This is a genomic window from Dactylosporangium sp. NPDC050688 (assembly GCF_040654515.1).
Taxonomy (GTDB): Bacteria; Actinomycetota; Actinomycetes; order Mycobacteriales; family Micromonosporaceae; genus Dactylosporangium.
The window spans coordinates 78,156-99,518 of the sequence record NZ_JBFAIC010000039.1 but is presented as its reverse complement, the minus strand read 5'-3'; the positions used below and the strand labels follow the sequence as shown (position 1 = coordinate 99,518).

20 protein-coding genes and 1 tRNA gene are annotated in these 21,363 nt (G+C 70.9%); 2 read left to right on the top strand and 19 right to left on the bottom strand.

Annotated elements, in window-relative coordinates; genetic code table 11:
* Window positions 1–11 precede the first annotated feature (11 nt).
* From AB0H83_RS31275 to AB0H83_RS31250, 6 genes are all read right to left on the bottom strand, one after another.
* On the bottom strand, window positions 12–635 hold the full coding sequence (locus AB0H83_RS31275; protein WP_360101169.1) for a hypothetical protein: 624 nt from the start codon (window positions 633–635) through the stop codon (window positions 12–14).
* On the bottom strand, window positions 632–1,495 hold the full coding sequence (locus tag AB0H83_RS31270) for an ImmA/IrrE family metallo-endopeptidase (RefSeq protein WP_360101166.1): 864 nt from the start codon (window positions 1,493–1,495) through the stop codon (window positions 632–634). The genes AB0H83_RS31275 and AB0H83_RS31270 overlap by 4 nt, the downstream gene beginning before the upstream one ends.
* 14 nt (window positions 1,496–1,509) lie before the next feature.
* A complete protein-coding gene (locus tag AB0H83_RS31265) occupies window positions 1,510–1,848 on the bottom strand; it encodes a helix-turn-helix transcriptional regulator (RefSeq protein ID WP_360101163.1) in 339 nt (112 codons plus the stop codon).
* 84 nt (window positions 1,849–1,932) lie between these two features.
* Window positions 1,933–6,243 carry a LamG-like jellyroll fold domain-containing protein gene (locus tag AB0H83_RS31260; RefSeq protein ID WP_360101160.1) on the bottom strand — a complete coding sequence of 1,437 codons (4,311 nt, stop codon included), beginning with the start codon at window positions 6,241–6,243 and terminating at the stop codon, window positions 1,933–1,935.
* A 1,175-nt stretch (window positions 6,244–7,418) separates the two neighbouring features.
* Window positions 7,419–7,491: transfer RNA gene (locus AB0H83_RS31255), tRNA-Ala, on the bottom strand.
* A 72-nt stretch (window positions 7,492–7,563) separates the two neighbouring features.
* The gene (locus AB0H83_RS31250) at window positions 7,564–8,118 is read right to left on the bottom strand and encodes a YqgE/AlgH family protein (RefSeq protein ID WP_033367449.1); all 555 of its coding nucleotides are present in this window, start codon (window positions 8,116–8,118) and stop codon (window positions 7,564–7,566) included.
* Window positions 8,119–8,455: 337 nt separating this feature from the next.
* On the opposite strand from AB0H83_RS31250, the gene AB0H83_RS31245 reads away from it, so the two are divergent.
* Window positions 8,456–9,241: an S-methyl-5'-thioadenosine phosphorylase gene (locus tag AB0H83_RS31245; protein WP_360101156.1), complete on the top strand. Its 786-nt coding sequence runs from the start codon at window positions 8,456–8,458 to the stop codon at window positions 9,239–9,241.
* Between the two features lie 2 nt (window positions 9,242–9,243).
* Here AB0H83_RS31245 and AB0H83_RS31240 read toward each other — a convergent pair whose 3' ends face one another.
* The 4 genes from AB0H83_RS31240 to AB0H83_RS31225 form a co-directional block, all read right to left on the bottom strand.
* Complete coding sequence (locus AB0H83_RS31240; protein WP_360101153.1) at window positions 9,244–10,251, bottom strand: HAMP domain-containing sensor histidine kinase; 1,008 nt, start codon at window positions 10,249–10,251, stop codon at window positions 9,244–9,246.
* Window positions 10,244–10,924 carry a response regulator transcription factor gene (locus AB0H83_RS31235; protein ID WP_360101150.1) on the bottom strand — a complete coding sequence of 227 codons (681 nt, stop codon included), beginning with the start codon at window positions 10,922–10,924 and terminating at the stop codon, window positions 10,244–10,246. Before AB0H83_RS31235 ends, AB0H83_RS31240 begins: the two co-directional genes overlap by 8 nt.
* A gap of 63 nt (window positions 10,925–10,987) precedes the next feature.
* Window positions 10,988–11,416 carry a hypothetical protein gene (locus tag AB0H83_RS31230; RefSeq protein ID WP_360101147.1) on the bottom strand — a complete coding sequence of 143 codons (429 nt, stop codon included), beginning with the start codon at window positions 11,414–11,416 and terminating at the stop codon, window positions 10,988–10,990.
* A 67-nt stretch (window positions 11,417–11,483) separates the two neighbouring features.
* Window positions 11,484–11,933, bottom strand: coding sequence for a MarR family transcriptional regulator (locus tag AB0H83_RS31225; protein ID WP_360101144.1), 450 nt, complete (start codon window positions 11,931–11,933; stop codon window positions 11,484–11,486).
* Window positions 11,934–11,995: 62 nt separating this feature from the next.
* Here AB0H83_RS31225 and AB0H83_RS31220 point away from each other — a divergent pair, with 62 nt between their 5' ends.
* Window positions 11,996–13,546 carry an MFS transporter gene (locus tag AB0H83_RS31220; RefSeq protein WP_360101141.1) on the top strand — a complete coding sequence of 517 codons (1,551 nt, stop codon included), beginning with the start codon at window positions 11,996–11,998 and terminating at the stop codon, window positions 13,544–13,546.
* Between the two features lie 98 nt (window positions 13,547–13,644).
* Here the strand turns inward: AB0H83_RS31220 and AB0H83_RS31215 are convergent, their stop codons facing one another.
* From AB0H83_RS31215 to AB0H83_RS31175, 9 genes are all read right to left on the bottom strand, one after another.
* Window positions 13,645–14,640 carry an aldo/keto reductase gene (locus tag AB0H83_RS31215; protein WP_360101138.1) on the bottom strand — a complete coding sequence of 332 codons (996 nt, stop codon included), beginning with the start codon at window positions 14,638–14,640 and terminating at the stop codon, window positions 13,645–13,647.
* A gap of 154 nt (window positions 14,641–14,794) precedes the next feature.
* Complete coding sequence (locus AB0H83_RS31210; RefSeq protein WP_360101135.1) at window positions 14,795–16,021, bottom strand: hypothetical protein; 1,227 nt, start codon at window positions 16,019–16,021, stop codon at window positions 14,795–14,797.
* Complete coding sequence (locus AB0H83_RS31205) at window positions 16,018–16,536, bottom strand: SigE family RNA polymerase sigma factor (protein ID WP_360101132.1); 519 nt, start codon at window positions 16,534–16,536, stop codon at window positions 16,018–16,020. The genes AB0H83_RS31210 and AB0H83_RS31205 overlap by 4 nt, the downstream gene beginning before the upstream one ends.
* A 314-nt stretch (window positions 16,537–16,850) precedes the next feature.
* Window positions 16,851–17,456, bottom strand: coding sequence for a pentapeptide repeat-containing protein (locus tag AB0H83_RS31200; RefSeq protein ID WP_360101129.1), 606 nt, complete (start codon window positions 17,454–17,456; stop codon window positions 16,851–16,853).
* Window positions 17,457–17,513: 57 nt separating this feature from the next.
* Complete coding sequence (locus AB0H83_RS31195; protein WP_360101126.1) at window positions 17,514–18,245, bottom strand: metallophosphoesterase; 732 nt, start codon at window positions 18,243–18,245, stop codon at window positions 17,514–17,516.
* 63 nt (window positions 18,246–18,308) lie between these two features.
* Window positions 18,309–19,094 carry a DUF1963 domain-containing protein gene (locus tag AB0H83_RS31190; RefSeq protein WP_360101123.1) on the bottom strand — a complete coding sequence of 262 codons (786 nt, stop codon included), beginning with the start codon at window positions 19,092–19,094 and terminating at the stop codon, window positions 18,309–18,311.
* 37 nt (window positions 19,095–19,131) lie between these two features.
* Window positions 19,132–19,644: a hypothetical protein gene (locus tag AB0H83_RS31185; protein ID WP_360101120.1), complete on the bottom strand. Its 513-nt coding sequence runs from the start codon at window positions 19,642–19,644 to the stop codon at window positions 19,132–19,134.
* A gap of 94 nt (window positions 19,645–19,738) precedes the next feature.
* Window positions 19,739–20,725, bottom strand: coding sequence for a helix-turn-helix domain-containing protein (locus AB0H83_RS31180; RefSeq protein WP_360101117.1), 987 nt, complete (start codon window positions 20,723–20,725; stop codon window positions 19,739–19,741).
* Between the two features lie 94 nt (window positions 20,726–20,819).
* Window positions 20,820–21,329: a Uma2 family endonuclease gene (locus AB0H83_RS31175; RefSeq protein ID WP_360101114.1), complete on the bottom strand. Its 510-nt coding sequence runs from the start codon at window positions 21,327–21,329 to the stop codon at window positions 20,820–20,822.
* Window positions 21,330–21,363: the final 34 nt, after the last annotated feature.

Below are 21,363 nucleotides of genomic sequence, written 5' to 3'. Positions count from 1 at the left end.
CTCGATCGAGGTCATGTGCTGCTCGGCCAGCGTGTTGTGGTCAGCAATGCAGTCTTGTCGATGGGCGGTAGGCCGTCATCGAGGCTGCGGAGGCGCTGGTAGATGTCGCGCATCTTCGCCCGGTCCGTGATATAGCTCGTGGCTGCCGCCTTTTCCAGGACGGTGAGCGTGTTGACCAGGCTGATTGAGCCCACAGCGCTGCCGCTGGCCCGCAGTCGCTGCAGACGACGGATCTCACCGGTCGCGGTCTGTGCGCCGGGCCCGTCGTCGATTAGCACGACGACGCTGGCGCCAGCCTCGGCGGCTACGACCGCGTGGGCAACCACCATGGTTTCGCCCAGGTCCTTGGAGCGCTCCAGGCGTTCGGCCATGGGTTGCTGGGACAGCCGGTGCACGACCCGGGCGAGCTCTGGTGTCACATCATCGGAAAGGACTTGGATCCAGTTCGGGGTCAGCCTCTTCCAGGCCGTCGCAGCAGGACGGAAACGCTGATCCTGGGCGGCCTTTCGAAGCACCTCGGCCTCTACGGTGGCGGGAGCGCTGAGTCGGCCCAGCATGGCAATGAGAAGCCGCTCCTGATTGATCGACAAGAAGTTCAGGCCAGGCCCGGCATCGATGATGGGTCGTTGGGTCATCCCGCACCCGGCTCCGATGCCGTCTCATGCGCATCCTCTGCCGCACCGAGCGCATCCTCCAGGGCACTCAGATCCACCTGCACGTCAGGTAGCTCACCGGGATCCGTCCAGATGACGAGCTGCTGCGCAGGAGAAATGCCGGCTTCGCGCAGCTCGGCCGCCGCCTGAACAGCAGTGATGCCCCGCAGGGTGGCAATGGTCTGCGCGGAGACGACTCCCTCGGTGTAGCCGCGGATAGCACGGGCCAGCAGCCGCTGGGGCGCCCGCCTCTGGTCGGTTTCTGATTGAAGCATGCGGTACTGGTCGCCCCAGCCGAAACGAACGGCAAGGTGGGGAGCCGTCACGGACATCCAGTCGCGTTTGGTGTCGGTGTCTATGTACTCCGCCTGCTCGAGAGCGATGGCAGCGATCTGCGGCGACGCCAGGAACCGCTGAACGACAGCCGACAGCGTCGCTAGGTTGATCTCGTGCGTGGCGTCCAGGAAAGCCTTCAGCCCGTCGACCGGCACGAGAAGATGCCGGGCGAAGGCGTTGGCGCGACTCTCCGTGGGTGACGGCGCACTCCAGTCGCAGGTGGTGTTGTTCGCCCAGTCGCCGAATACCGCGTGAGCGAGCTCGTGAGCCAGAGTGCTGCGCTGCCGCATCGGATGGCGGGTTCGAGCGACGCCGATGAACACGGCTCCGCGCTGCGGGTCCCGCATCGTCAAGCCGTGTTCATCGGGTCCTGCGTCGAGAACGGCCACGTCGAGGCCAGCCGATTGCTCGATCAGTGCAACAAGATCACCCAGAGGCTGACAGCCAAGCCGATGAGCTTCCCGGAACCTCTCGGCTGCTAGACGCCCTTCAACCTCGGCGTTCACCGTCGTCACCGCCGTCAACTCGTGGCCGGGATGGCCTGCTCGTCCAGGTAGTCATCCAGTTCGAGGAAGTGCAGCAGCGCGTCACGCATGTCCGCCATGCCTGAGCCATTGGTGGCCCGAGCCGCGCATTGGACCCGTTCTGCTACTGCGCTTGCCCCGGTTAGCTGGGCCACCGTGCAGCCCGTCGCCCAGGAAATCGCCACGATCTCCGGCAGTTTCGCTGCACGATCGCCGGAGATGATGCGCGACAAGGTGGGTTGCGAGATGCCGGTGGCGTCGGCAAGGGCCCGCTGACTCAGACCTGCGGCCACCCGCGCCTTCTCTACCAGCGCGCCAACGTTGATGCTTGTCATGATTGCCGTCCCCACAACTGAATCATGATCGGATGTCCTGATTCAGTGTACGGGATCAGGCGGATCGGCGCCATTCATCGATGGTCACCCGCCCCGAGGTGGCTCGCGACAGAGCGACCGGGAACGCCGAGCAAGCCGCGGATCGACAACCCGCCCGACGCTGGCGGAGCCGTCGACGACGAGGTCGTCCCAGTAGGCGTACACCGCCGCGTTCGGCGCCGCCGCGGTCGGCACCGCGGCCCGGTCGTCGGTGCTCGCACCGGTGGGGTCGACGAAGCTGACGAACCCGTTCGTGGACACCCATGCCGAGCTGTACGTCTGCCCGTACAGGCTGACCGAGAACGGCAACGTCACCTGCGTCGCGGCCTCGTCACCGGTCAACGGCAGCACCGTCGTGTCCGCCGGCGTAAACGCCTGCGTGGCGACCGTGCACGAGTAGCCGAAGGTGTCGGTAAGGCCGGCCAAGGCGAGGGTCGCTGTCGTGTTGCCGGCGAGGTCGACGACCGCGCTGGCAGCGGCGCACCCGTCGGTCGCGGTGACCGTGTACCCGTTCTGCTCGAGGTTCGCGAACGTGTAGTTGCCCGACGCGTCGGTGGTGACAGTCGCGTCGTTCGGCAGCAGCGTCACCGGCAGCCCCGCGACCGGCACGCCGCCGCGAGTCACCGTCCCGGACAGCGTCCACACGCTGATCGGCTCCGCGTCGCTCGGGTAGACGAACTCGACGGACGCACCGTCGGCGAGCTGCGCAGTGCGGAACGAGTACTGCAGGCCGTAGGCTCCGCCGGCGCTTTCGATGCCGATGGTGGCGTTCAGGCCGTGCTCGATGTCACCGGCCATGTCCGCGTACCGGAACGTGATGCCGCCGCCCTCGGCGAAGATCACCTCGAACGATAGGCGGTGGGTGAAGTCGCCGTAGAAGGCGACGTTGCGCCACTCGATCACGAACTGCCGGTTCGGTGCGGTACCGAGCGTCGTGGTGCGGACGCTGGCCTGCGAGTCGACGTACAGGTCGTCCCAGAACGGTGCCACGAGCGCGTTCGGCGCCGTGCTGTCCGGGATGCTCGCCGTCGGTGACAGCGGTTCGCTGCCCGGGTTGGCGAACGTGACGACGCCGTTGGTGGACACCCACGCCGTGGAGTACCCGGTGCCGTAGAACGGCACCGTGAACGGCAGACCGACGGTGGTGGTGGCATCATCGCCGGTCAGGCCGAGCGTGGTGGTGTCCGCCGGGATGAACGCCTGCCCGGTGTTGACCTGGCAGACGTAGCCGAACACGTCGGACTGCGGGAACAGCAGCAGATCGAAGTAGGTGGTGCCCTGTACATCGATCTCGGTGGTGGCGAACGCACCGCACGTCGAGGCGACGGAGGCGGTGACCACGTACAGACCCGCCGTGATCCCGGTGAAACTGTAGGTCCCGTCGACTGCTGTCGTCTGGGTCGCGCCGCCGGGCTCGAGACGGACCGTCGCTCCGACGACCGGCGATCCGGTGCTGCCGTCGACGACGGTGCCCTGCAGGGTCGGCGGGGCCAGGAAGGTGACCACGGCGGTCTTCGTGTCGCTCGGCCGGGAGGCGCCGTCGATCGCGTACGCCATCACCTGCGCGTCGCCCTCCGCTCCGGTCGTCACCGACACGGTGACCTGCCCGCCCGCAGCACCCAGCGCGACGGTGGTCCAGCTCGACGCGCCGAGCCGGTACGCCACCGACGTCACCGCTGTATCACCGCCGGCGCTGATCGTCACCTGCAGCGGCTGACCGACCGTCGCCACCGTGCCGCCGGGGAAGCTCAGCAGCGGCATCGAAGGCTTCAACGCGTTGACGAACTCGCCCTCGGTGCTGGACAGCACCCGGGCGTAGACCCGCACGTCATCGATGGCACCGCCGAAGTAGCCCGCCGCGGCACCGGCCGCCCGGCCGCGGCCGACGGTGACCGGCCCGGTCGCGTCGAAGACACTCGCCGCGGTCGCGGTGGCCGTCTGCGCGGCACCGTCGACGTACAACTTCACCTGGTGGGTGGAGGAGTCGTAGGTGGCGACCAGATACGTCCATCGACCGGCGGTCGGGGCAGCATTGGACAGCACGACGGCCAGTGTCGGCGCGTCGACGTCGGAACCGGCCATAGCGAAGCGCCACCGGTCGTCCGGGCCGCTGTAGCTGAGCTGGAACGCCGATGTACGGGTGCCGTCCTGCGCGAGAATCACCTGCTGACCGGCACCGCCGGTCGCGGTCAGCCGGACCGTCGCGGCCACGGTGAGATTGCCGTTGGTGTGCACCACCGTCGCCGCGCCGTTGACCGGGTTCTTCGTCGCCACCGGTCCGGACGTCGCCGCGTAGGTGGACGTGCCGTTCAGGCTCAGCGCGGAACCGCTGCCACCACGACCAGCGGTCCAGCCGCTCGCGGTGACCGTGGCGGTGTTGCCGTGCGCGGACGCGTCCGCCGCGGTCGTGCCGGTGCCCTCGTTGAATGCCCAGCGGGCATCCGGGCCGGCACCGGCGCGGACCGTGAACTGATACGTCATCGGCGTCGCCGAGTAATTGCCGGCGGTGTCACGCGACCACACCCGCAGCGAGTAGACACCGTCGGACGGCGGGGTCACCGACACGACCGCGACGTGCGTGGACGGATCCGCAGCGACCTGCGTCGCGGCCGCCGGCTGGGTAGCGTTGTCTAGCGTGTACGCGTACCCCCAGAAGTCACCGGGCACGGTCGCCGGAGGACTGAACGTGAAACTGCCCGCGACCCCTCCCCCGCCGTGCGCCTGACCGTCCGCCGGATACTCGGTGGAGGCGACCGTCGCCGGGGCGAGCGGCCCCGTGATGTCGACCGTGAACTCACACGTCATCGAGTACTGACCGGTGTCCGTGCCGTCGTACCCGATCGCCTGGAACACGTACGTGACGCCGGACGTCAACCGCCCCGCCGGAATCGACGCGATCGCCTGCTGCCCGGAGATGATCGACGCCTGGGAGACCTTGTCGGTCTCGTTGCGGGACCCGCCGGTCAGCGGCCACCAGTAGAACGTCGCGTCCAGCAGCTGCGCCGAACCGTCCGGGTCGGACATGCGAGCCCGCAGCTCCGGCGTCGCGGTCTTCACGAACGGCCGACCCGCCCCGGTCACACAGGCGTTACCGGCGGCGGTGAGCTGGTCAGGGGCGTTCGGGTACGAGTTGTAGATGACGGTCAGCACCGCGGTGCCGGCGTCGTACTTCTTCCACGCGTTGTGGTTGCTCTCATCAGCGGCCTTGAGCCCAAGCGTCAACGTCTGCCAACCGGACGCGACCGCGATCTGCGCCGCGCCGGTGACACCCCACTCCTGCCGCCGGCGGACCCGGTCATGCGCCTGGCTGCCGGTCTTCGCGACCGTCGCGTAGTAGATCCAGCTGCCCGCGTTGTTCGACCACGTCGTGCCGCTGTTGATGCCGTTGGTGATCCGGACCTCGGTGTCGGTGTTGTACGAGTTCCACGAATACACGAGGTCCATCGACAGCTTCGCGTCCAGCACGTGCTTACCCAGCAGCGACCCGGTACCGAACGCGAACAACGACCGGTACGTCATCTTGTTGCTCGGGTCGTCGTCGGTGTAACCGACCTTCGCGCAGTTCACCGCCGTATACGGCGTCGGGCACCCGTGCCGATCATACGACCAGTACGACTGACCCGTGAACTTACTGTTGATCATCGTCCACGCCGACGCACCGAACGCCGGGTCGATGTACACCGGGTACTTGGTGTTCGCGCCCCGCAGCAACGACAGGTCCGGGTGGACCACGATGTCCGCGCCGGACAGCTCCACCGGCATCGGCGCACCCGCCGCCCTCGTCGCGGCCCGCGTCGCCGACGACGCGCCGACACCATCCGCAGCACCGGCCGCGTCGGACGAGGAGTCCCACATCCGCGGACCGCTGGAACCGAACAGTTCGTTGCCCGCACCGTCGACGGCGCTCAACGCGCCACCGGCCAGCATCCTCAGCGACACCCCGGTACCTGCCGTCGGGAACCGCAACGCAGTCAGCGCCTCGTTCGCCGCGGCCGTCGCGTTCTTCACGGCCAGGACCTCGGAGTACCCCTCAACGCCCGCGGTCAGCACCAGATCGACACCCGGCAGGACCTCCGGGTACGTCGCCGTGCTCCCGGACACCACCGGCGCCGGCAACACCGACGGCCACCGCACCGCAAGGGATGCGTTGCCACGCTTGACCGTCGCGAGGTTCTGGTCGCCACCACCCGAAAGGATCAGCGGCACCGATGCGGCGACCGGTTCGAGGGTCCCGTCGGACCGGCGCCGCAACGTCGGATCGGGCTTCACCCACGACCCGTCAGCCAGCCGCACCCGCTGCACGACCGCCGACGACAACTGCGTGAACGTGCCATTGGCGTTGGCAAATACCTGCACCCGCTCGGATCTCGCCTGCGCCACCTCGACCCGGCCGCCGCAATCAGCCGCGGCCTGGGCCGCAGCCTTGGCATCCGTCGCAGACGCTTGACAGGTCTTGGCGGCGGGCGGCGCCGCCGACACCGCCGCCGGGCCAGCCAAGGCACCAGCACAGGAGCGAGAAGCGTGGCTACCGCCACGGTCAACGCGCGTCGGCCAACCCGATTTTGGGCATGCCAAATACCGCTGCGACCAGCCATGAACGTCTCTCCCCGTGTCCCCTGTAAAGGTGACCAGACCGTAGAAGCGGCTGCCCAAGATCGTCAATGGGACGGCAGCTGAACGCCATACGGCCGATCAGGGGTCATCCGTACAGCGGCACCGTATGGTCCGTCTGCGCTCCCAGCTCAAGCCCATTGCGAGCAAGCCGGCACTGTGCGTACTCACCCCGTCAATATGACCAATGTCACATCGCAAGAGGCGAACGATGAACCCGACTGGAGCGACTCCGCCAGGACGAAGCTGACCTGCCGATACGCCAAGCCGACCAGTTCGTCGACGTCATCCTTTTGCAGCTCGCCGTCTCTCCGCGCCAAGGCGAACGGACATCGACATGTTGGCGACGACGTCTGCGATGTGCCCTGCAAGGGGATCGCCGGCGTCAAGGGGATCGAGTGACTGGACGACCCGACCGACGCGACGTCGGATGCATTTCAACCGCTGTCGTGATGCTCGGTGAAGCCATGAGGCGGTCGCTGCCCAGGGCCCAGCAATCGCCGGTTTCGTCGGCGGGTGAACCCGGTGACGCGGAGGTCGATGTGGTCGCTCCAGCTGTTGACCGTACGTTCGGCGGCAACGCGGCGCAGCAGGTTACGGCCGGGCCGCCGGCGCTCTTGCTGTCGCCACCCGACCTTCGCCCGTCGTTCGAGCCTGCGATCCCACCCGGCATTACCACGGACCACCTGGCACGACAACGCATCGACCGCACCACACCGCTTTTCGCGCACCACACTTCACCTGGATCCACATTCCCGATCCACTGCAGGCAAAGGCCCTGATCAGGGCCCCTGCCGGTCGCAACCGGAAGCGAACAACCCATGGACAGTGTGGGGCGAACGTGTGATCAACTTGTGAGCACTGTGAGCAAAAAATCGGCACCCATCAATGATGGATGCCGGTTGACCTGCAGAAATGGGTGGAGACGAGGGGACTCGAACCCCTGACCCCCACACTGCCAGTGTGGTGCGCTACCAGCTGCGCCACGTCCCCATCTCGTGCCCCGGTCTTGCGGGCACTCCGGAATAGTACACAACCCCGGCCGAGGTCTCACACCGGGTATCGCTAGTTCTGCGTCGGGTCGGCCGGGTAGTGGGCGACCGCCGCCATGAGGCCGCCCTGGCGACGTAGGACCATCTGCCAGAGGTCATCGGGACGGGGGGCGAAGGCGTCGCTGGGCAGGGCGTCGAAGACGAACCAGGAGCCGCTCTCGATCTCGCGTTCGAGCTGGCCCGGGGACCAGCCGGCGTACCCGGCGAAGACGCGGACCCCGACGACGCCGGCGACGAGCAGGTCGGGGTCGCCGGAAAGGTCGACGGTGCCGACGGCGCCCGAGACGCGGTTGAAGCCGGCGAGGTCCTCGACACCGGGGCGGGTGCGGGCGAGGCAGATGGCGGCCTCGGGCTGGACGGGGCCGCCCTCGAAGACGACGGGGGGCTCGCCCGCGAGGGCGCCCCAGCCGCCGAGGACGTCGGCGACCTGGACCTCGGTGGCACGGTTGAGCACGACGCCCAGGGCGCCGCCCTCCTCGTGGGCGACGACGAGGACGACGGTGCGTTCGAAGTTGGGGTCGCGGAGCGCGGGCGTCGCCACCAGCAGCCGGCCGGTCAACGACTCCATCGCCCTCCCTCGACGCTGTTTCGACGTGCCCCGGCCGGTGCTGGAGCTACCCGGTCTCGGTGATCCCCTGCCGGTCGGTGCTCCAAAGATCCCGCCGGTGGGTCCGGGCTCCGAGGGCTCCGGGCCACCCTGCTGACCGGACGGGCCGGACCCGCCGCCGGACGAGCCGGACGGACGGAACTGTTCCATCCCACCGAGATCCCCGTATGAAGACATCAGCCCCACCAGCAGACATGACCGGCCGCGCGGTTGAGAACCGCGATCGTCGCGAGGCGGGGTGCGAGCGTCATGTCTCGCACATTAGCCTGACCCGCCCTCCGCGGTTAGGGTCTGTTGCGTGACCTCACTCGCCGACGTTGCCGTCATCGGTGGTTCTGGACTGTATGCCCTGCTGGAGGGCGCTGAGGAGCACGTGGTCGACACGCCCTTCGGCGCGCCGTCGGATCCCATAACGGTGGCGACGGTCGGCGGGCGGCGCACCGCGTTCCTGCCCCGGCACGGAAAAGACCACAGGTTCCCGCCGCACCGGATCCCCTACCGGGCCAATCTGTGGGCGCTGCGCGAGATCGGGGTGCGGCAGGTCCTGGCCCCGTGCGCGGTCGGCGGGCTGCGGCCTGAGCTGGGGCCGGGCACGTTCGTGGTGCCGGACCAGCTGATCGACCGGACGTCCGGGCGGGTCCAGACGTTCTACGACACGGGCGCGGTGCACGTGAACTTCGCCGACCCGTACTGCGCGACGGGCCGGGCCACGGTCAAGCGGGTCGCGGCGGACCACGGCATCGAGGCCGGCGACGGCACGATGGTCGTCGTGGAGGGGCCGCGGTTCTCGACGCGGGCGGAGTCGCGGTGGTTCACCGCGATCGGTGGCGCTGTCGTGAACATGACCGGGCACCCGGAGGCGGTCCTGGCCCGGGAGCTGGCGCTGTGTTACACGTCGATCGCGTTGGTCACCGACCTCGACGCGGGGGTCGAGGGTGACCACGGGGTGACGATGGACGAGGTGTTCGCGGTGTTCGCGGCCAACACCGAGCGCCTGCGCAAGGTGCTGCTGGACGTGGTGCCGGCGCTGCCCGAGTCGCCCGACGACCCCTGCCAGCACGCGCTGGACGGCATGCCCGTCTGAACCTACGCGGGCAGGTGCACGACGAACCGGCACCCGTCGCCCTCGTTGGCCACAGCGACGTCGCCCTGGTGCGCCTCGACCAGCCCGCGCACGATCGCGAGCCCCAGCCCGCCGCCGGCGTCCCGGCCGGGCGTGCGGGCCGTCGTGCCGCGGAAGGCGACGTCGAACACGCGCGGCAGGTCGGCGTCGGGGATGCCGCCGCAGGTGTCGCTGACGGCCAGCCAGCCGCCGGTGGCGTCCTGGCCGCCGGTGACGACCACGGTGCCGTCGGGCGGGGTGTACCGGATGGCGTTGCGGATGAGGTTGTTGACGATGCGCGACAGCTCCGGGACGGACCCGCGGACGGTCGGCCAGCCGCTGGACGCCGCGACGAGCTCGATCCCGGCGGCCGCGGCGAGCGGGGTCGCGGAGGCGATCGCGTCGGAGACGACGTCGCCGAGCGGGACCTCGGCGAGGGTCAGCCGCAGCGCGCCGGCGTTGATCCGGGACAGCTCGAAGAGGTCGTCGACGAGGGCCGCCATCCGGTCGGTCTCGGCGCTGATGCGGTGGTGGTAGTCCGCGACGGTCTCGGGGTCGGACACGACGCCGTCCTCGAGCGCCTCGGTCATGGCGCGCAGCCCGGCCAGGGGTGTGCGCAGGTCGTGGGAGACCCAGGCGACCAGCTCGCGGCGGCGGGCCTCGGCCTCCCGCTCCCGCTCGCGGGCCTCGGCGGCCCACATGCTGGCCATGGCGAGGCGCCGCCCGGCCCAGAGCCCGGCGGCGAGGCTGACGGTGGCGGCCGTGCCGACGACGATGAGCAGCACGTGCAGGTCGTGGTCGGAGATGAACATCTCCATCGACGCGCCGAGGATGCCGGCGAGCACGCTGAGCACGGTGACCAGCAGCAGGACCACGATGTGCGCGGTCACGGAGCGGCCCCGCAGCGGCCCGCGCAGCACCAGCAGGCCCACGACCGCGACGGTCAGGGAGCCGGCCAGGGCCATCAGGAACGTGGCGAGGACGTCACGCATATTCGTACCGGTAGCCGACGCCCCACACGGTGAGGATGCGGCGCGGCTCGGCGGGGTTGTCCTCGACCTTCTCCCGGAGGCGTCGCATGTGGACGGTGACGGTCGACTGGTCGCCGAACGTCCAGCCCCACACCTGCTGCAGCAGCTCGGTGCGGCGCAGGACCCGGCCGGGGTTGCGCATCAGGAAGACCAGCAGGTCGAACTCGCGCACGGTGAGGGCCAGCTCGCGGCCGTGCAGGGTGGCGGTGCGCCGGGCCACGTCGACCCGCAGCGCGCCGTCGACGAGCTCGCCGGACGCCTGCGCGGGCGCGGCGCGGCGCAGCACCGACTGGACCCGCAGGACCAGCTCGCGGGGTGAGAATGGCTTGGTGACGTAGTCGTCGGCGCCGATCTCCAGGCCGAGGACGCGATCGGACTCCTCGCCGAGGGCGGTCAGCATGATGACCGGCAGGGTGCGGTCCTGCTCGCGCAGCCGGCGGCAGACCTCCAGCCCGTCGATGCCGGGCAGCATGAGGTCGAGCACGACGAGGTCCGGGCGTTCGGTGCCGTACGCGTCGAGCGCCTGCTGCCCGTCGCCGGCCAGCTCGACCGCGAAGCCCTCGCGTTCCAGGTACCGCCGCACGACGTCGCTGACGGTCGGGTCGTCATCGACGACCAGTACACGCTGCCCCATCGTCCGAGCGTAGAGCGCGCCGCGGCGCCGGGCACCCGTCGCCCGGGCACCGTAAGGGGACCGTCAGGTTTCGCCGCCGAGGTCGGTGTCGTAGGCCTCGTAGAGCAGGTCGGCACCGCGCTGCCGGTGCTGCCACACCTCCCGGATGAGGCGGGCCGCGTCCTGGCGGACGACCTCGTGGCGGAAGCCGAACGTGCCCGGCGCGCCGTCCTGCACCGGGTCGATCTCGTCGAGGTGCCCTTCGAGGTCGTCCAGGGCCTCCCAGACGGTCTCGTGGTCGCCGACGAGCCCGTAGAGTCCCCGGGCGAGCCGGGGCGCGTCGCCGAGGACGCCCGCGTAGAGCCCGGATGGGCCTTCCGTCTCCCGCACGTGCGCGGCGAACGCCGCCTTGAGCTGGGCGACGGCCTGGCTGACCGCCGGACGCCAGGCCGGATCCCCTACCGGCGTCTGTATCGCGTGTTCCATCCGCTGGATGCCACCGAGCAGTTCCATGGGACGCACCTCCGCCGCGAGTACGTCAGTCCCTTTATGGTGTGACCTGGAACACAAAATGTCCAGGTCAGAGGGTCGGAATCTCCTCTTTCACCCCGGATGATGCGGCCGCCATGCGGTGCAGCCAGGCGGAGACGGCGGCGAGATCCGACTCGCTGAACCCGGCCGCGAGCCGCGCCTCCACCGCCCGCACGGTCGGCAGGGCCGCCTCCAGGCGCTCCAGGCCGGCACCGGTCAGGAAGATCTGCTGGGACCGCCGGTCGGTGGGGTGCTGGCGGCGCTCGACCAGGCCGGCCCGCTCCAGGCCGCCGAGCATCTCGTTGGCCGACTGCCGGGCAGTGGAGACCTTCCGGGCGACGTCGGCGACGGACATGCCCGGGGACTCGCGCAGCAGGAGCAGCGAGGCGAACTGCGCCACCGACAGGTCGTGCTCGACCAGCGCCTCGGCGACCACCCCGCGCAGGCTCAGCCACGCGTGCCGGACGAGAAACGTGGAGCAGGCGTCTTCGGTACTCACCCGACCATTGTGCGCCGTGGACACTATTGACAGGTACCTGACATTCTTGCCACAGTGAGGCCATGACCGTCAGGGACCTGTCAATCAACCTACCCCAGCAGCGCCGCGTGCTGTCGGTGCTCGTCTTCGCCGCGGTACTGATCTGGATCGACACGACCATCCTCGGCATCGCCTTGGAGCGCATCGCCGACCCGCGGACCGGTCTCGGCGCCACCCCGGGTGAGCTGCAGTGGGCCGTCGGTTCGTACGCGCTGCTGTTCGCCACCGCGCTGTTCGCCGCCGGTGCGCTCGGCGACCGCTACGGGCACCGCACGGTCCTCGTCGCCGGGCTCGTGATCTTCGGCGCCGCCTCGATCTGGGCCGCCTGGGCCGGCGACGCGACCGGCCTGATCCTGGCCCGCGGCCTGATGGGCCTCGGCGGGGCGATGATGATGCCGACCTCGATGGCGATCCTGGGCGCCACGTTCCCGGCGGAGCGGCGGGCCGGCGCGATCGCGGTCTGGTCCGCGTCCAGCGGCGTCGGCGTCGCGCTCGGCCCGCTGCTCGGCGGCGTGCTCGTCGACCACTTCTGGTGGGGGTCGGTGTTCCTGGTCAACCTGCCGGTCGTCGCGATCGCCCTGGTCGGCGTGCTGCTGGTGGTGCCCAACCCGAAGCTCGCCCAGCGCCGCCGCCCCGACCCGCTCGGCCTGGTGCTGTCCACCGGTGGGCTGGCACTGCTCGCGTACGGCCTCATCGAAGCCGGCCAGGACACCGACTGGGCCCGCTGGCAGGTGTGGGCACCGGTGCTCGGCGGCCTCGCGGTCCTCGCGCTGTTCACGATCGTCGAGTGGCGCTCCGCGTCGCCGTCGTTCGACCCGCGGCTGTTCCGCAACGGCCGCTTCAGCGCCGGCAACCTCGCCCTCGCCACCCTGTTCTTCGGCATCACCGGCCAGATGTTCTACGGCAACTTCTACCTGCAGGGCGCCCGCGGCATGTCGGCGCTCAGCACCGGCCTGGCGTTCCTGCCGGGCGCGGTCGGCGTCGCGCTCGGCTCCGGCATCGGCGCCCGCCTCGCGAAACGCTACGGCGTGGGCCCGGTCAGCGGCAGCGCCCTGCTCGTGGTGGCCGCCGCCTTCCTGGCCAACCTCACGTTCGGCCTCGACACGCCGCTGCTGTGGTTCTGCACCCTCGGGTTCGTCAGCGGGATCGCGATGGGCATGGCGATCGCCCCGACCGTGGCCGCCGTCATCGCGGTGCTGCCGCTGGACCGGATGGGCGCCGGCTCCGCGGTCAACAACACGGTCCGGCAGGTCGGCAGCGTCCTGGGCATCGCGCTGCTCGGCACGATCCTGGCCAGCACCTACCGCGACCGGATCACGCCCTCGCTCGCCGGCCTGCCGCCGTCGGCCCGCGACGCCGCCGCCCCGTCGGCCGAGCACACCCGCGCCGTCGCCGAGCAGCTGCACCGCCCCGACCTGGCGGCCGCCGCCGACGACGCGTTCATGACCGCGCTGCACATCACGGCCACCACGGGCGCTCTGGTCGCGTTCGCCGGTGGGGTACTGCTGATCGTCGCGTTCCGCACGCGCAAACCCACGGTGGAACCGGAGCGGGTCCTGTCACCGACCGGGTGAGCCGCGGACGATCCGCCGGCGCGCTGGGCCCCGCCACCTGCCCAGCAGCTTGACGATCGCCGGCGCGCCGGACAGCACTCCCGGCGCGCCGGCTCCCGCTACCTGCCCAGCAGCTTCTCGACGTCGGCCAGCTCGGACGGGCTCAGCGGCCCGTGCGCGAGCGCGCCCGCGTTCTCCTCGACCTGCGCGACGGTGCGGCAGCCGGGGATCGGCACGGTCCGGCCGCTGTACGCCCACAACCACGCCAGCGCGCCCTGCGCGAGGGTGCGCCCGCCGGAGGTCAGCACGTCGCGCACCGCGTCGATCCGGTTCAGGAACTCCGCCGACGGCCGCCCGCCGGTGAAGTACGTCATCCACTCGGGGCTGAGTCCCCGCACGTCGTCCTCGGGCAGCTTCGAGTCGGCGGTGTACTTCCCGCTGAGCAGCCCCATCGCGAGCGGCCCGCGCGTGATGACGCCCAGGTCGTGCTCGTCGGCGACGGGGATGACCCCGAACGAGCCCCGCAGCACCGACAGGTCCGCCTGGACCGTGGCGCAGTGCACGCCCGCCTCCGCGAACGCGGCCGCGCGCTCCGGGAAGTCGGTGCTCCACCCGTACGCGCGGATCAACCCCTGCGTGACGAGATCCTCCAGCGCCGGGATCAGCTCCAGCGCCTGCGGGACCGGCAGGTCGTTGATGTGCAGCTGGTACAGGTCGACACGGTCCGTGCCGAGCCGCCGCAGCGACGCGCGCACGGCCCGCCCGACCTCCTCGGGCGAGCCGTCGTCGGCGCCGACGAACCGGGTCTGCTCGTCGAACGTGCCGCCGAACTTCGTCGCGATCACCGCCTCGTCGCGCCGCCCCCGCAGTGCCCGGGCCAGGATCTTCTCGCTGTGGCCGGCCCCGTACACGTTGGCGGTGTCGAAGAAGTTGACCCCGAGCTCGAGCGCGCGGCGGATCGCCCGGACCGACTCGTCGTCGTCGACCTCGCCCCAGCCGAGCGGCTGCGGGCTCGCCGGCGTGCCCGCCCAGAACGGCCCGCCGATCGCCCAGCAGCCGATCCCCAGTGCGCTGACCTCGATGCCGCTGCGGCCCAGTCTCCTCGTTTCCGTCATGCGCCCCAGGCTGTCAGCTGGAGCGCGCTCCAGGTCAACTCCGCACGGCCCCGCGGCGCCCCTCGGGCCGTCACGTCGGGCAGGCGTCACCTCGCGCGGCCGTCACGTCGGGCAGGCGTCACCTCGCGCGGCCGTCACGCCGGGCGACCAGCCGTCACGTCGCCCCGCAGCGCCACACGATCGCGACAGGCTCGTAGCTCATCCCACCGCCGCGGGCGGACACGTAGCCGGCGACGATCGTGCCGTCGTCGCTGAGCGCCCTCGTGTCCACCGAGTCGGTCGAGGCGTCGTACCCCTCCGGCAGCGGCAGCGGCACCGTCGAGCCGTCCGGGGCGACGAGCGCCGACGGCCCGGCCAGGCGCCCCTGCGCGTTGAGCACCGTCAGGAGGCCGTCGGTGGTGTCGAGGTGCCCCGTGCGCAGGTTCCACCGGGGCGTGCCGATCCACCGGGGCCCCCGGTTCGGCTCGTCGTACGCCGCCCAACCGGAAACCCAGCCGTCCCTGATCGTCCTGGCGTTGTACATGCCCGCCGGGTTGCCCCTGACCGACGGCTGGGGCAGCTTCCGGGGGGTGCCGTCCGGCGACCACACGTAGCCCAGGCCCGCCGTCGCCTCGCCGCTGCCGAGGGTGCCGACGATGGTGCCGTCCTCGTCGATTCCCGACGCCTGCCCGGTCATCCCGCTGACCGGTGTCGCGAGCATCGTGGGCTCCGCCGTCGGCGACGCCCACATCGCCGGCCGGCCCTGCACCGACCCGACGATGACCTCCCGCTCGTTGATGGCGAGCGCCTGCGCGTCGGCGCCGACGAGCTTGCTGAACTCCCCGTTCCGGTACACCCACGCCGTGCTCGTGTCCTGCTTAGTGAGGCTCGACCCGACCAGCACCCCGGTCGACGTGGCGTCGCTCAGCACGGGATCGTCGCCGGGCATCGGCACCTTGCGCACCTGCGGGCCCTGCCACACCACGGTCGACGGCCGTCCGTCCGGATACGTCCGGCCGAGGATGTACCTGCCGCTCGGGTCGGACCCGCTGACGATTCCCTTCTCCCCTTCACCGGCCGGCACCGGCAGCCGCTGCACGACACAGCCCTTACCGGCGCCGGCGCTCTGACCGGCGCTCTGACCGGCCGCTCCGCCGCTCTGCCCCGCGCCTTCTGGGGGTGCCGTGCGCTGGGGGCCGTCCGCGACCACCGTCCAGCCGGCGACCGCCACGACGACGACGGTCGCCGCCGCCCCCGCCGACCCGGCCAGCCGCACCCGCCGGTGGTGCCGGTCACCGTCCGCGATCGCCTTCGCGATGTCCACCGTGGACGCACCGCGCGGCCCACGGTCCAGCGGCCGCAGCAGCGTCGCGCCGTCCTGCTCGTCGAACTCCACCGTCATCGTCCCTTCCGCGTGTCGGCCAGGTCGGTCTGCTCGACGTGCCGGCGCAGGGTCGCCAGCCCGCGGGCGGTCTGGCTCTTCACCGTCCCGGGCGAGCAGTCGAGCATCGTGGCGACCTCGTCCACCGACAGGTCGCACAGGAACCGCAGCACCAGCACCGCCTGCTGCCGCCGCGGCACCTTCGCCAGCGCCGCCCGCAGGACGATGGCCTCCTCGACCCCCGCCGCCGGCGCCTCCGCCCTGCCCACGTCCGGCGGCTCGGCCGTCAGCCCCACCCGGAACCAGAACCGCCGCCGCTCGTCGATGAACCCCCGCACCACCATCGTGCGCACGTACTGGTCCAGGTGCTCGACGGCCCGGATCCGCTGCCAGTTCACATACAGCTTGGTAATCGCCTGCTGCACCAGGTCGTCCGCGCGGTGCTCGTCCCCGCACAGGATGTACGCCAACCTGCGCAGGGAAGGCATGGCGCCGGTCACGTACTCGACGTACTCGCGCTGCGCCTCGGCTCGCATCCACGTCCTCCCTCGCCCGGCTGTCGCTGCCCGGCATGTCGCGACTTCGACGCACCCTGCCGCCGCTGCGGTTGCACGCTGCGCCGCCCGGCTTCCACACCGCCGCAACCACAGTCACGACGCAGCCCAGGCAACAACGACCACGACGCACCGAGCAGCCCGGGCAACAACGACCACGGCGCACGCCGAAGCAACAGCGACGGCGCACGCCACGGCAACGACAGCCACGGCGCGATGACAACAGCGACCGCGGCCCCGGCAGGCGCCACACCCGACCTACACCCAGCCCCCGGCCCCGGGGCGGAGCCGCCGGGTCAGGCCGCCCTGACGTCCAGCCCGAGTGCGACCGCGATCGTCGTGGCCTGGTCGGCGGTGATGATGGCCTGGCGCAGCTCCGTGGTCAGAGGGTCGAGGCCGGACAGGTCGCTGCCGCGTAAGTCGCACCGGGTCAGGTCGGCCTTCTGCAGGGCGGCGCCCGAGAGGTCGACATCGCGGAAGGCGCCGCCCTCGCAGCGGGCCCCGGTCAGGTCGGCCTCACGCATCCGGACGCCGGTGAACTCGGCGGTGCCGAGCCTGGCGCCGGGCAGCGCGACGAACGACCAGTCGCCCTCCTGCACCTTCAGCAGCTCGAACGTGCACCGGTCGAACACGCTGCCGACGAGCTTGCAGCGGGTGAACGTGGCGTCGAAGAAGTTGCAGCCGACGAACGTGCAGTTGAGGAACGCCACGTCGGTCTGCGTCGAGCAGTTGAACCGCACGTTGGTGAACGTGCACTCGGTGAACACCGACCGCTCGTTGGTGGCCTCGCACATGTCGACTTCGACGAACGCCACCCGGGCGTGCTCCAGCCCGACCGCGTGGTGGTCGGTCCAGTCGTCGTCGTAGATCGTCGTGTGCGTCACAGGCGTCCGCTCAGCCATGCCCTGCCCCCTTAACGTCGCTTGGGCACAGCCTCTCATCCAGGTACGACAAAAAACTCAGGGCACGAGCCGGTAGTGGGTCGTGAGGCGGCCGTCCTCATACAGGTGGAACGCCAGCGCGGGCGGCGCCTCGCGGTCCAGCCAGCCGTCACCCTCCCACGGAAGCACCAGCGTCGATGCGACACCGGGCGCGGCCAGCAGCGGTACCCCGGCGAACGTGCTGACCGTGGCGCTGTGGATGTGCCCGCACAGCAGCGCGACGACGTTCGGGTGGCGGCCGAGCACCTCGGCGAGCCGTTCCTCACCGAACTGCCGCAGCCGGTCCATGTCCGGATGCCCGATCGTCACCGGCGGATGGTGGAAGCACACGAACGTCGGCGCGCCACCGGCCAGCACCCCGTCCAGCCACGCGAGGGTCGCCGGCGCCAGCCAGCCGTCGTCACGCCCAGGGACCGACGAGTCACACAGCGCGAAGGTCAGGTCGCCGACGCGAGCCACCTGGTCGACCGGCCCGGCCCCCGCGGCCGACCCGAGCAGGGCCTGCCGGAACGCCGACCGCTCGTCGTGGTTGCCGGGCAACTGCAGCAGCGGTACGCCCACCCGCGCCAACGCCTTCGCTGCCGCGTACTCCGCCGGGAGCCCGTGATCGGCGATGTCCCCGGTGACGAGCACCGCGTCGACCGGCCGACGCAACCGCCGCAGGTAGTCCACGACCCGCTCCACCCGCCCGGCGCTGCGGCCGCCGTCGTCGGCCAGGTGCGGGTCACTGACGTGCGCGATGAGCGTCATTTTGCGACGGTACGACCACCGCCGCGGCACCTGCGAGATCCAATTCCGGACGACCGGCCCCGATCACGCGGTCTCGTACACGACGCGGACCCGGTCGAGCCGCCCGGCCGCGAGGTCCTCCTCCGGCAGCACGAACGCGATCCGGACGCACTCCCCCCACGACGTGCCCCGCTCCCCTTCCAGCTGCAGCAACGGCACCACCCCGGTGAGCCTGGGGTAGTAGGAGTCGTCGAGCCGGCCGAGCACCTGATGCGGCGTGTACGGCACCACCGGCCGCAACGCGTCGAGCACGTCCGCCACCCCGGGCAGGTCCCGCGAGCGCCACTCGTCGAGCTCCGCCGCCATCAGCTCGGGCACCGACAGGCAGGGCCACGCACCGAGCGGCAGCGCCGGGATCACGATCGCCCCGTCCGGCGCCTGCATGGTGGGCGCTCCATCCGGTACGTGCAGCACCCGGCAGGCCCCGTCGCCGTCGCGGTGCCGGTGGTCGTTGAAGCACAGCAGGCTGCCGTCGGCGGGCAGGGTCCACACCGGCCCGAGCAGCCCGGCGAGGACCGCGCAGTCCAGTCGTGCGACGAGGACGAGCGGCTCGCCCTCGAACACGGGCCACTCGTCCCCGACCGGCAGCCCGCCGTACTCCCCGGCGAGCACCCCCGCGTCGTCCTCACCGTCCTCGTCTTCGTCGGCTTCGTCCTCGCTGGCTTCCTCTTCGTCGGCCTCGTCCTCGCCGTACTCGACGACGGCCAGCTCGACGGCTGGACGTACCAGCGCCATCACCGCCTCGGCGAGCTCCGGCGGCACGTCGGCGGCGGCCTCATCGATCGCCGCCCGCAGCGGTCCAAGATCCATGCCGCGAGTCTGCCAGCCCGTCGCTACGGCCGTGGGGCTAGGCAAGGGTGACGCAGAGGTTCTCCATCGTGCCGAGCTGCACCGGCACCTCCCGGCTGCCGTCCGGGTGACGGATCACCACGAAGTCGCCGCGGGTGATGTAGTCGCCGCCCGGGAAGCCCACGTTGGACGCCTTGATCGGCAGGGCGTTGTGCCCGCGCAGCTGCGAGATCCTCGTCCCGTCAGGCAGGTAATAGACGCGGATCGAGCCGGTCGCGTCGCGGACGACCGACTTGTGGTTGCTCGTGTTGGTGTACCGGATCACCAGGACGCCCTCGAAGTCCTGCACCTTCGGCGACCCGTCCGGGTACGTGGCGGGGGTGCGCATCCGCTCGCGGTCCCGGACGATGTCGCCCTTCACCTCGAACGCGCACACGTCCCCGGCCGGGATGACGAACGGCGGCGTGCTCGTCGGCTCCCACCCGCCGCCGCCAGGGCCGGACGCGGCCGCCGGCACCGCCGTCACCGCCACGATCGCGGCCGCCAGGGCCAGCGTCTTCACCACGCGCATCTGGGTCTCCTTCATGTCCGTCGGGCTGTCCCGTCCGTCGGGCTGTCCCGGACATGGTCGGCTCAGCGGGCGCGGCGGCTCCACGATTCGGCGCTCACCGAATCCTCGCCCCCGACCCGGCGCCCAGCAGGTCAGTGCCGAGGGCGGTGCGCTGGTACAGCACCTGCCGGCCCGACCGGCGCGACGTGACCAGCCCGGAGCGGCGCAGCACCGACAGGTGCTCGCTGACCGAGGCCGCGCTCAGCCCGAGATCCCGGGCCACCTGCGTCGTGGACAGCGGCAGGTCGAGCCGCGCCAGCAGCTCCGCCCGGCTACGCCCCAGCAGGTCCGCGACCGGCGGCGACGACGACCGGGCCGAGCCGTCCCAGACCTGACCGACGCCGCGCGGGGCGTACACGAGCGTCGGGCACTGCGGGCTGGTGTCGACCAGCAGCGAGGGCCACGCGAACACGCACGGCACCAGCAGCACCCCGGCCCCGTCGAGCCGGCTCTGCGACTGCCACCCGGGCCAGAGGATCCGCAGCGCGTCCTCGGCGTACTCCAGCTCCGGGTGCAGGTTGCCCAGCAGCCGCACGATCCCGCCGGACGTCATCTGGTCCGCGCGGTACCCCACCTCGGCGTCGAGCAGTCCCGCCAGCCGCGACCAGATCGGCTCGATCGCGACCTGCCAGTACGCCCGCACCTCGGCGGCGAGCCGGCCGAGCTGGCGCTGGGGGTCGTCGTACAGGGCCTGCAACGCCCCAGGCAGCGGCGCGCCACCGCCCAGCAGGTCCAACTGCGCCCGCACCTGTGCGTCGGGCGTGGCCCGGATCTTGTCCAGTTCCTCGCCGAACCTGGTGTCCATCCTGTCCGGCGACGGCATCAGGAACTCGGGCACGTACCGCGGATCGGCCAGCAACGGCCGCAACAGCTCCAGCCGCAACCCGGCCACGCCCCCGCGCACCGACCGGAGCCACGGCTGGTGCATCCGCACCCGGTCTGCGTGATCAGCGATGCGCAGGCTGCTCATGAGCTCGTACATGGGCGACCGCGCGAACCGGATCCGAGCCAGGTCACCGGGCTCGAACAACAGCTCGATCACCCAGCCACGATACCGATGAATCCCTGCCACACGGCCCGCCGCGTCGCGGACCGGACTGTCCGCGCGGAACAGTCGCCGGTCTATTTGAACCCGCTCAGGTGAGCCGCCGAGACACGCGGCGGAGCAGATCGGCCGTATCGACCTCGAACGCGAACGGCTCATCGACGGCGAGCACCTCGCCGGACTTCGCCGCCGCGTACTCCACATAGTGCGCACCGTCGAGCCGGAACACCTGCAACGTCACAGCATCCGACGGGTCCTGCTCGACGAGCAGGTACAGGCTGATTCCGGCTTTGGCATACAACTCCATCTTCACCAGGCGATCGGTGCCGGCGTTGCCAGGAGAAACGACCTCGCCGGCCAAGACCACGTCGGAAGCATCGATCACCACGCCGTCCTCGTCGGTATCCGCCACGACGAGATCGGGAATCATGATCCGACCACTCTGCAGCCGGACGTTCACCGCTTCCAACGCGAGCAGTCCCGCCTCGACCGCCGCCCGGTCGAGCGCTACGAACAGCAATGACGAAAGCCGCTGGTGCCGCTTGCTCGGCGCCGGGCCCACCAACAGACTTCCGTCGAGCAGCTCGATGCGGTCCGTCATCTCGCCGAGCGCAAGGTACTAACCAGCCAGTGGC

Coding starts and splice junctions, on each gene's coding strand:
- AB0H83_RS31275 (WP_360101169.1), bottom strand. CDS start 635: ATGACCCAACGACCCATCATCGATGCCGGGCCTGGCCTGAACTTCTTG.
- AB0H83_RS31265 (WP_360101163.1), bottom strand. CDS start 1,848: ATGACAAGCATCAACGTTGGCGCGCTGGTAGAGAAGGCGCGGGTGGCC.
- AB0H83_RS31250 (WP_033367449.1), bottom strand. CDS start 8,118: ATGGAGTCGTTGACCGGCCGGCTGCTGGTGGCGACGCCCGCGCTCCGC.
- AB0H83_RS31240 (WP_360101153.1), bottom strand. CDS start 10,251: ATGCGTGACGTCCTCGCCACGTTCCTGATGGCCCTGGCCGGCTCCCTG.
- AB0H83_RS31235 (WP_360101150.1), bottom strand. CDS start 10,924: ATGGGGCAGCGTGTACTGGTCGTCGATGACGACCCGACCGTCAGCGAC.
- AB0H83_RS31230 (WP_360101147.1), bottom strand. CDS start 11,416: ATGGAACTGCTCGGTGGCATCCAGCGGATGGAACACGCGATACAGACG.
- AB0H83_RS31220 (WP_360101141.1), top strand. CDS start 11,996: ATGACCGTCAGGGACCTGTCAATCAACCTACCCCAGCAGCGCCGCGTG.
- AB0H83_RS31215 (WP_360101138.1), bottom strand. CDS start 14,640: ATGACGGAAACGAGGAGACTGGGCCGCAGCGGCATCGAGGTCAGCGCA.
- AB0H83_RS31210 (WP_360101135.1), bottom strand. CDS start 16,021: ATGACGGTGGAGTTCGACGAGCAGGACGGCGCGACGCTGCTGCGGCCG.
- AB0H83_RS31205 (WP_360101132.1), bottom strand. CDS start 16,536: ATGCGAGCCGAGGCGCAGCGCGAGTACGTCGAGTACGTGACCGGCGCC.
- AB0H83_RS31200 (WP_360101129.1), bottom strand. CDS start 17,456: ATGGCTGAGCGGACGCCTGTGACGCACACGACGATCTACGACGACGAC.
- AB0H83_RS31195 (WP_360101126.1), bottom strand. CDS start 18,245: ATGACGCTCATCGCGCACGTCAGTGACCCGCACCTGGCCGACGACGGC.
- AB0H83_RS31190 (WP_360101123.1), bottom strand. CDS start 19,094: ATGGATCTTGGACCGCTGCGGGCGGCGATCGATGAGGCCGCCGCCGAC.
- AB0H83_RS31185 (WP_360101120.1), bottom strand. CDS start 19,644: ATGCGCGTGGTGAAGACGCTGGCCCTGGCGGCCGCGATCGTGGCGGTG.
- AB0H83_RS31175 (WP_360101114.1), bottom strand. CDS start 21,329: ATGACGGACCGCATCGAGCTGCTCGACGGAAGTCTGTTGGTGGGCCCG.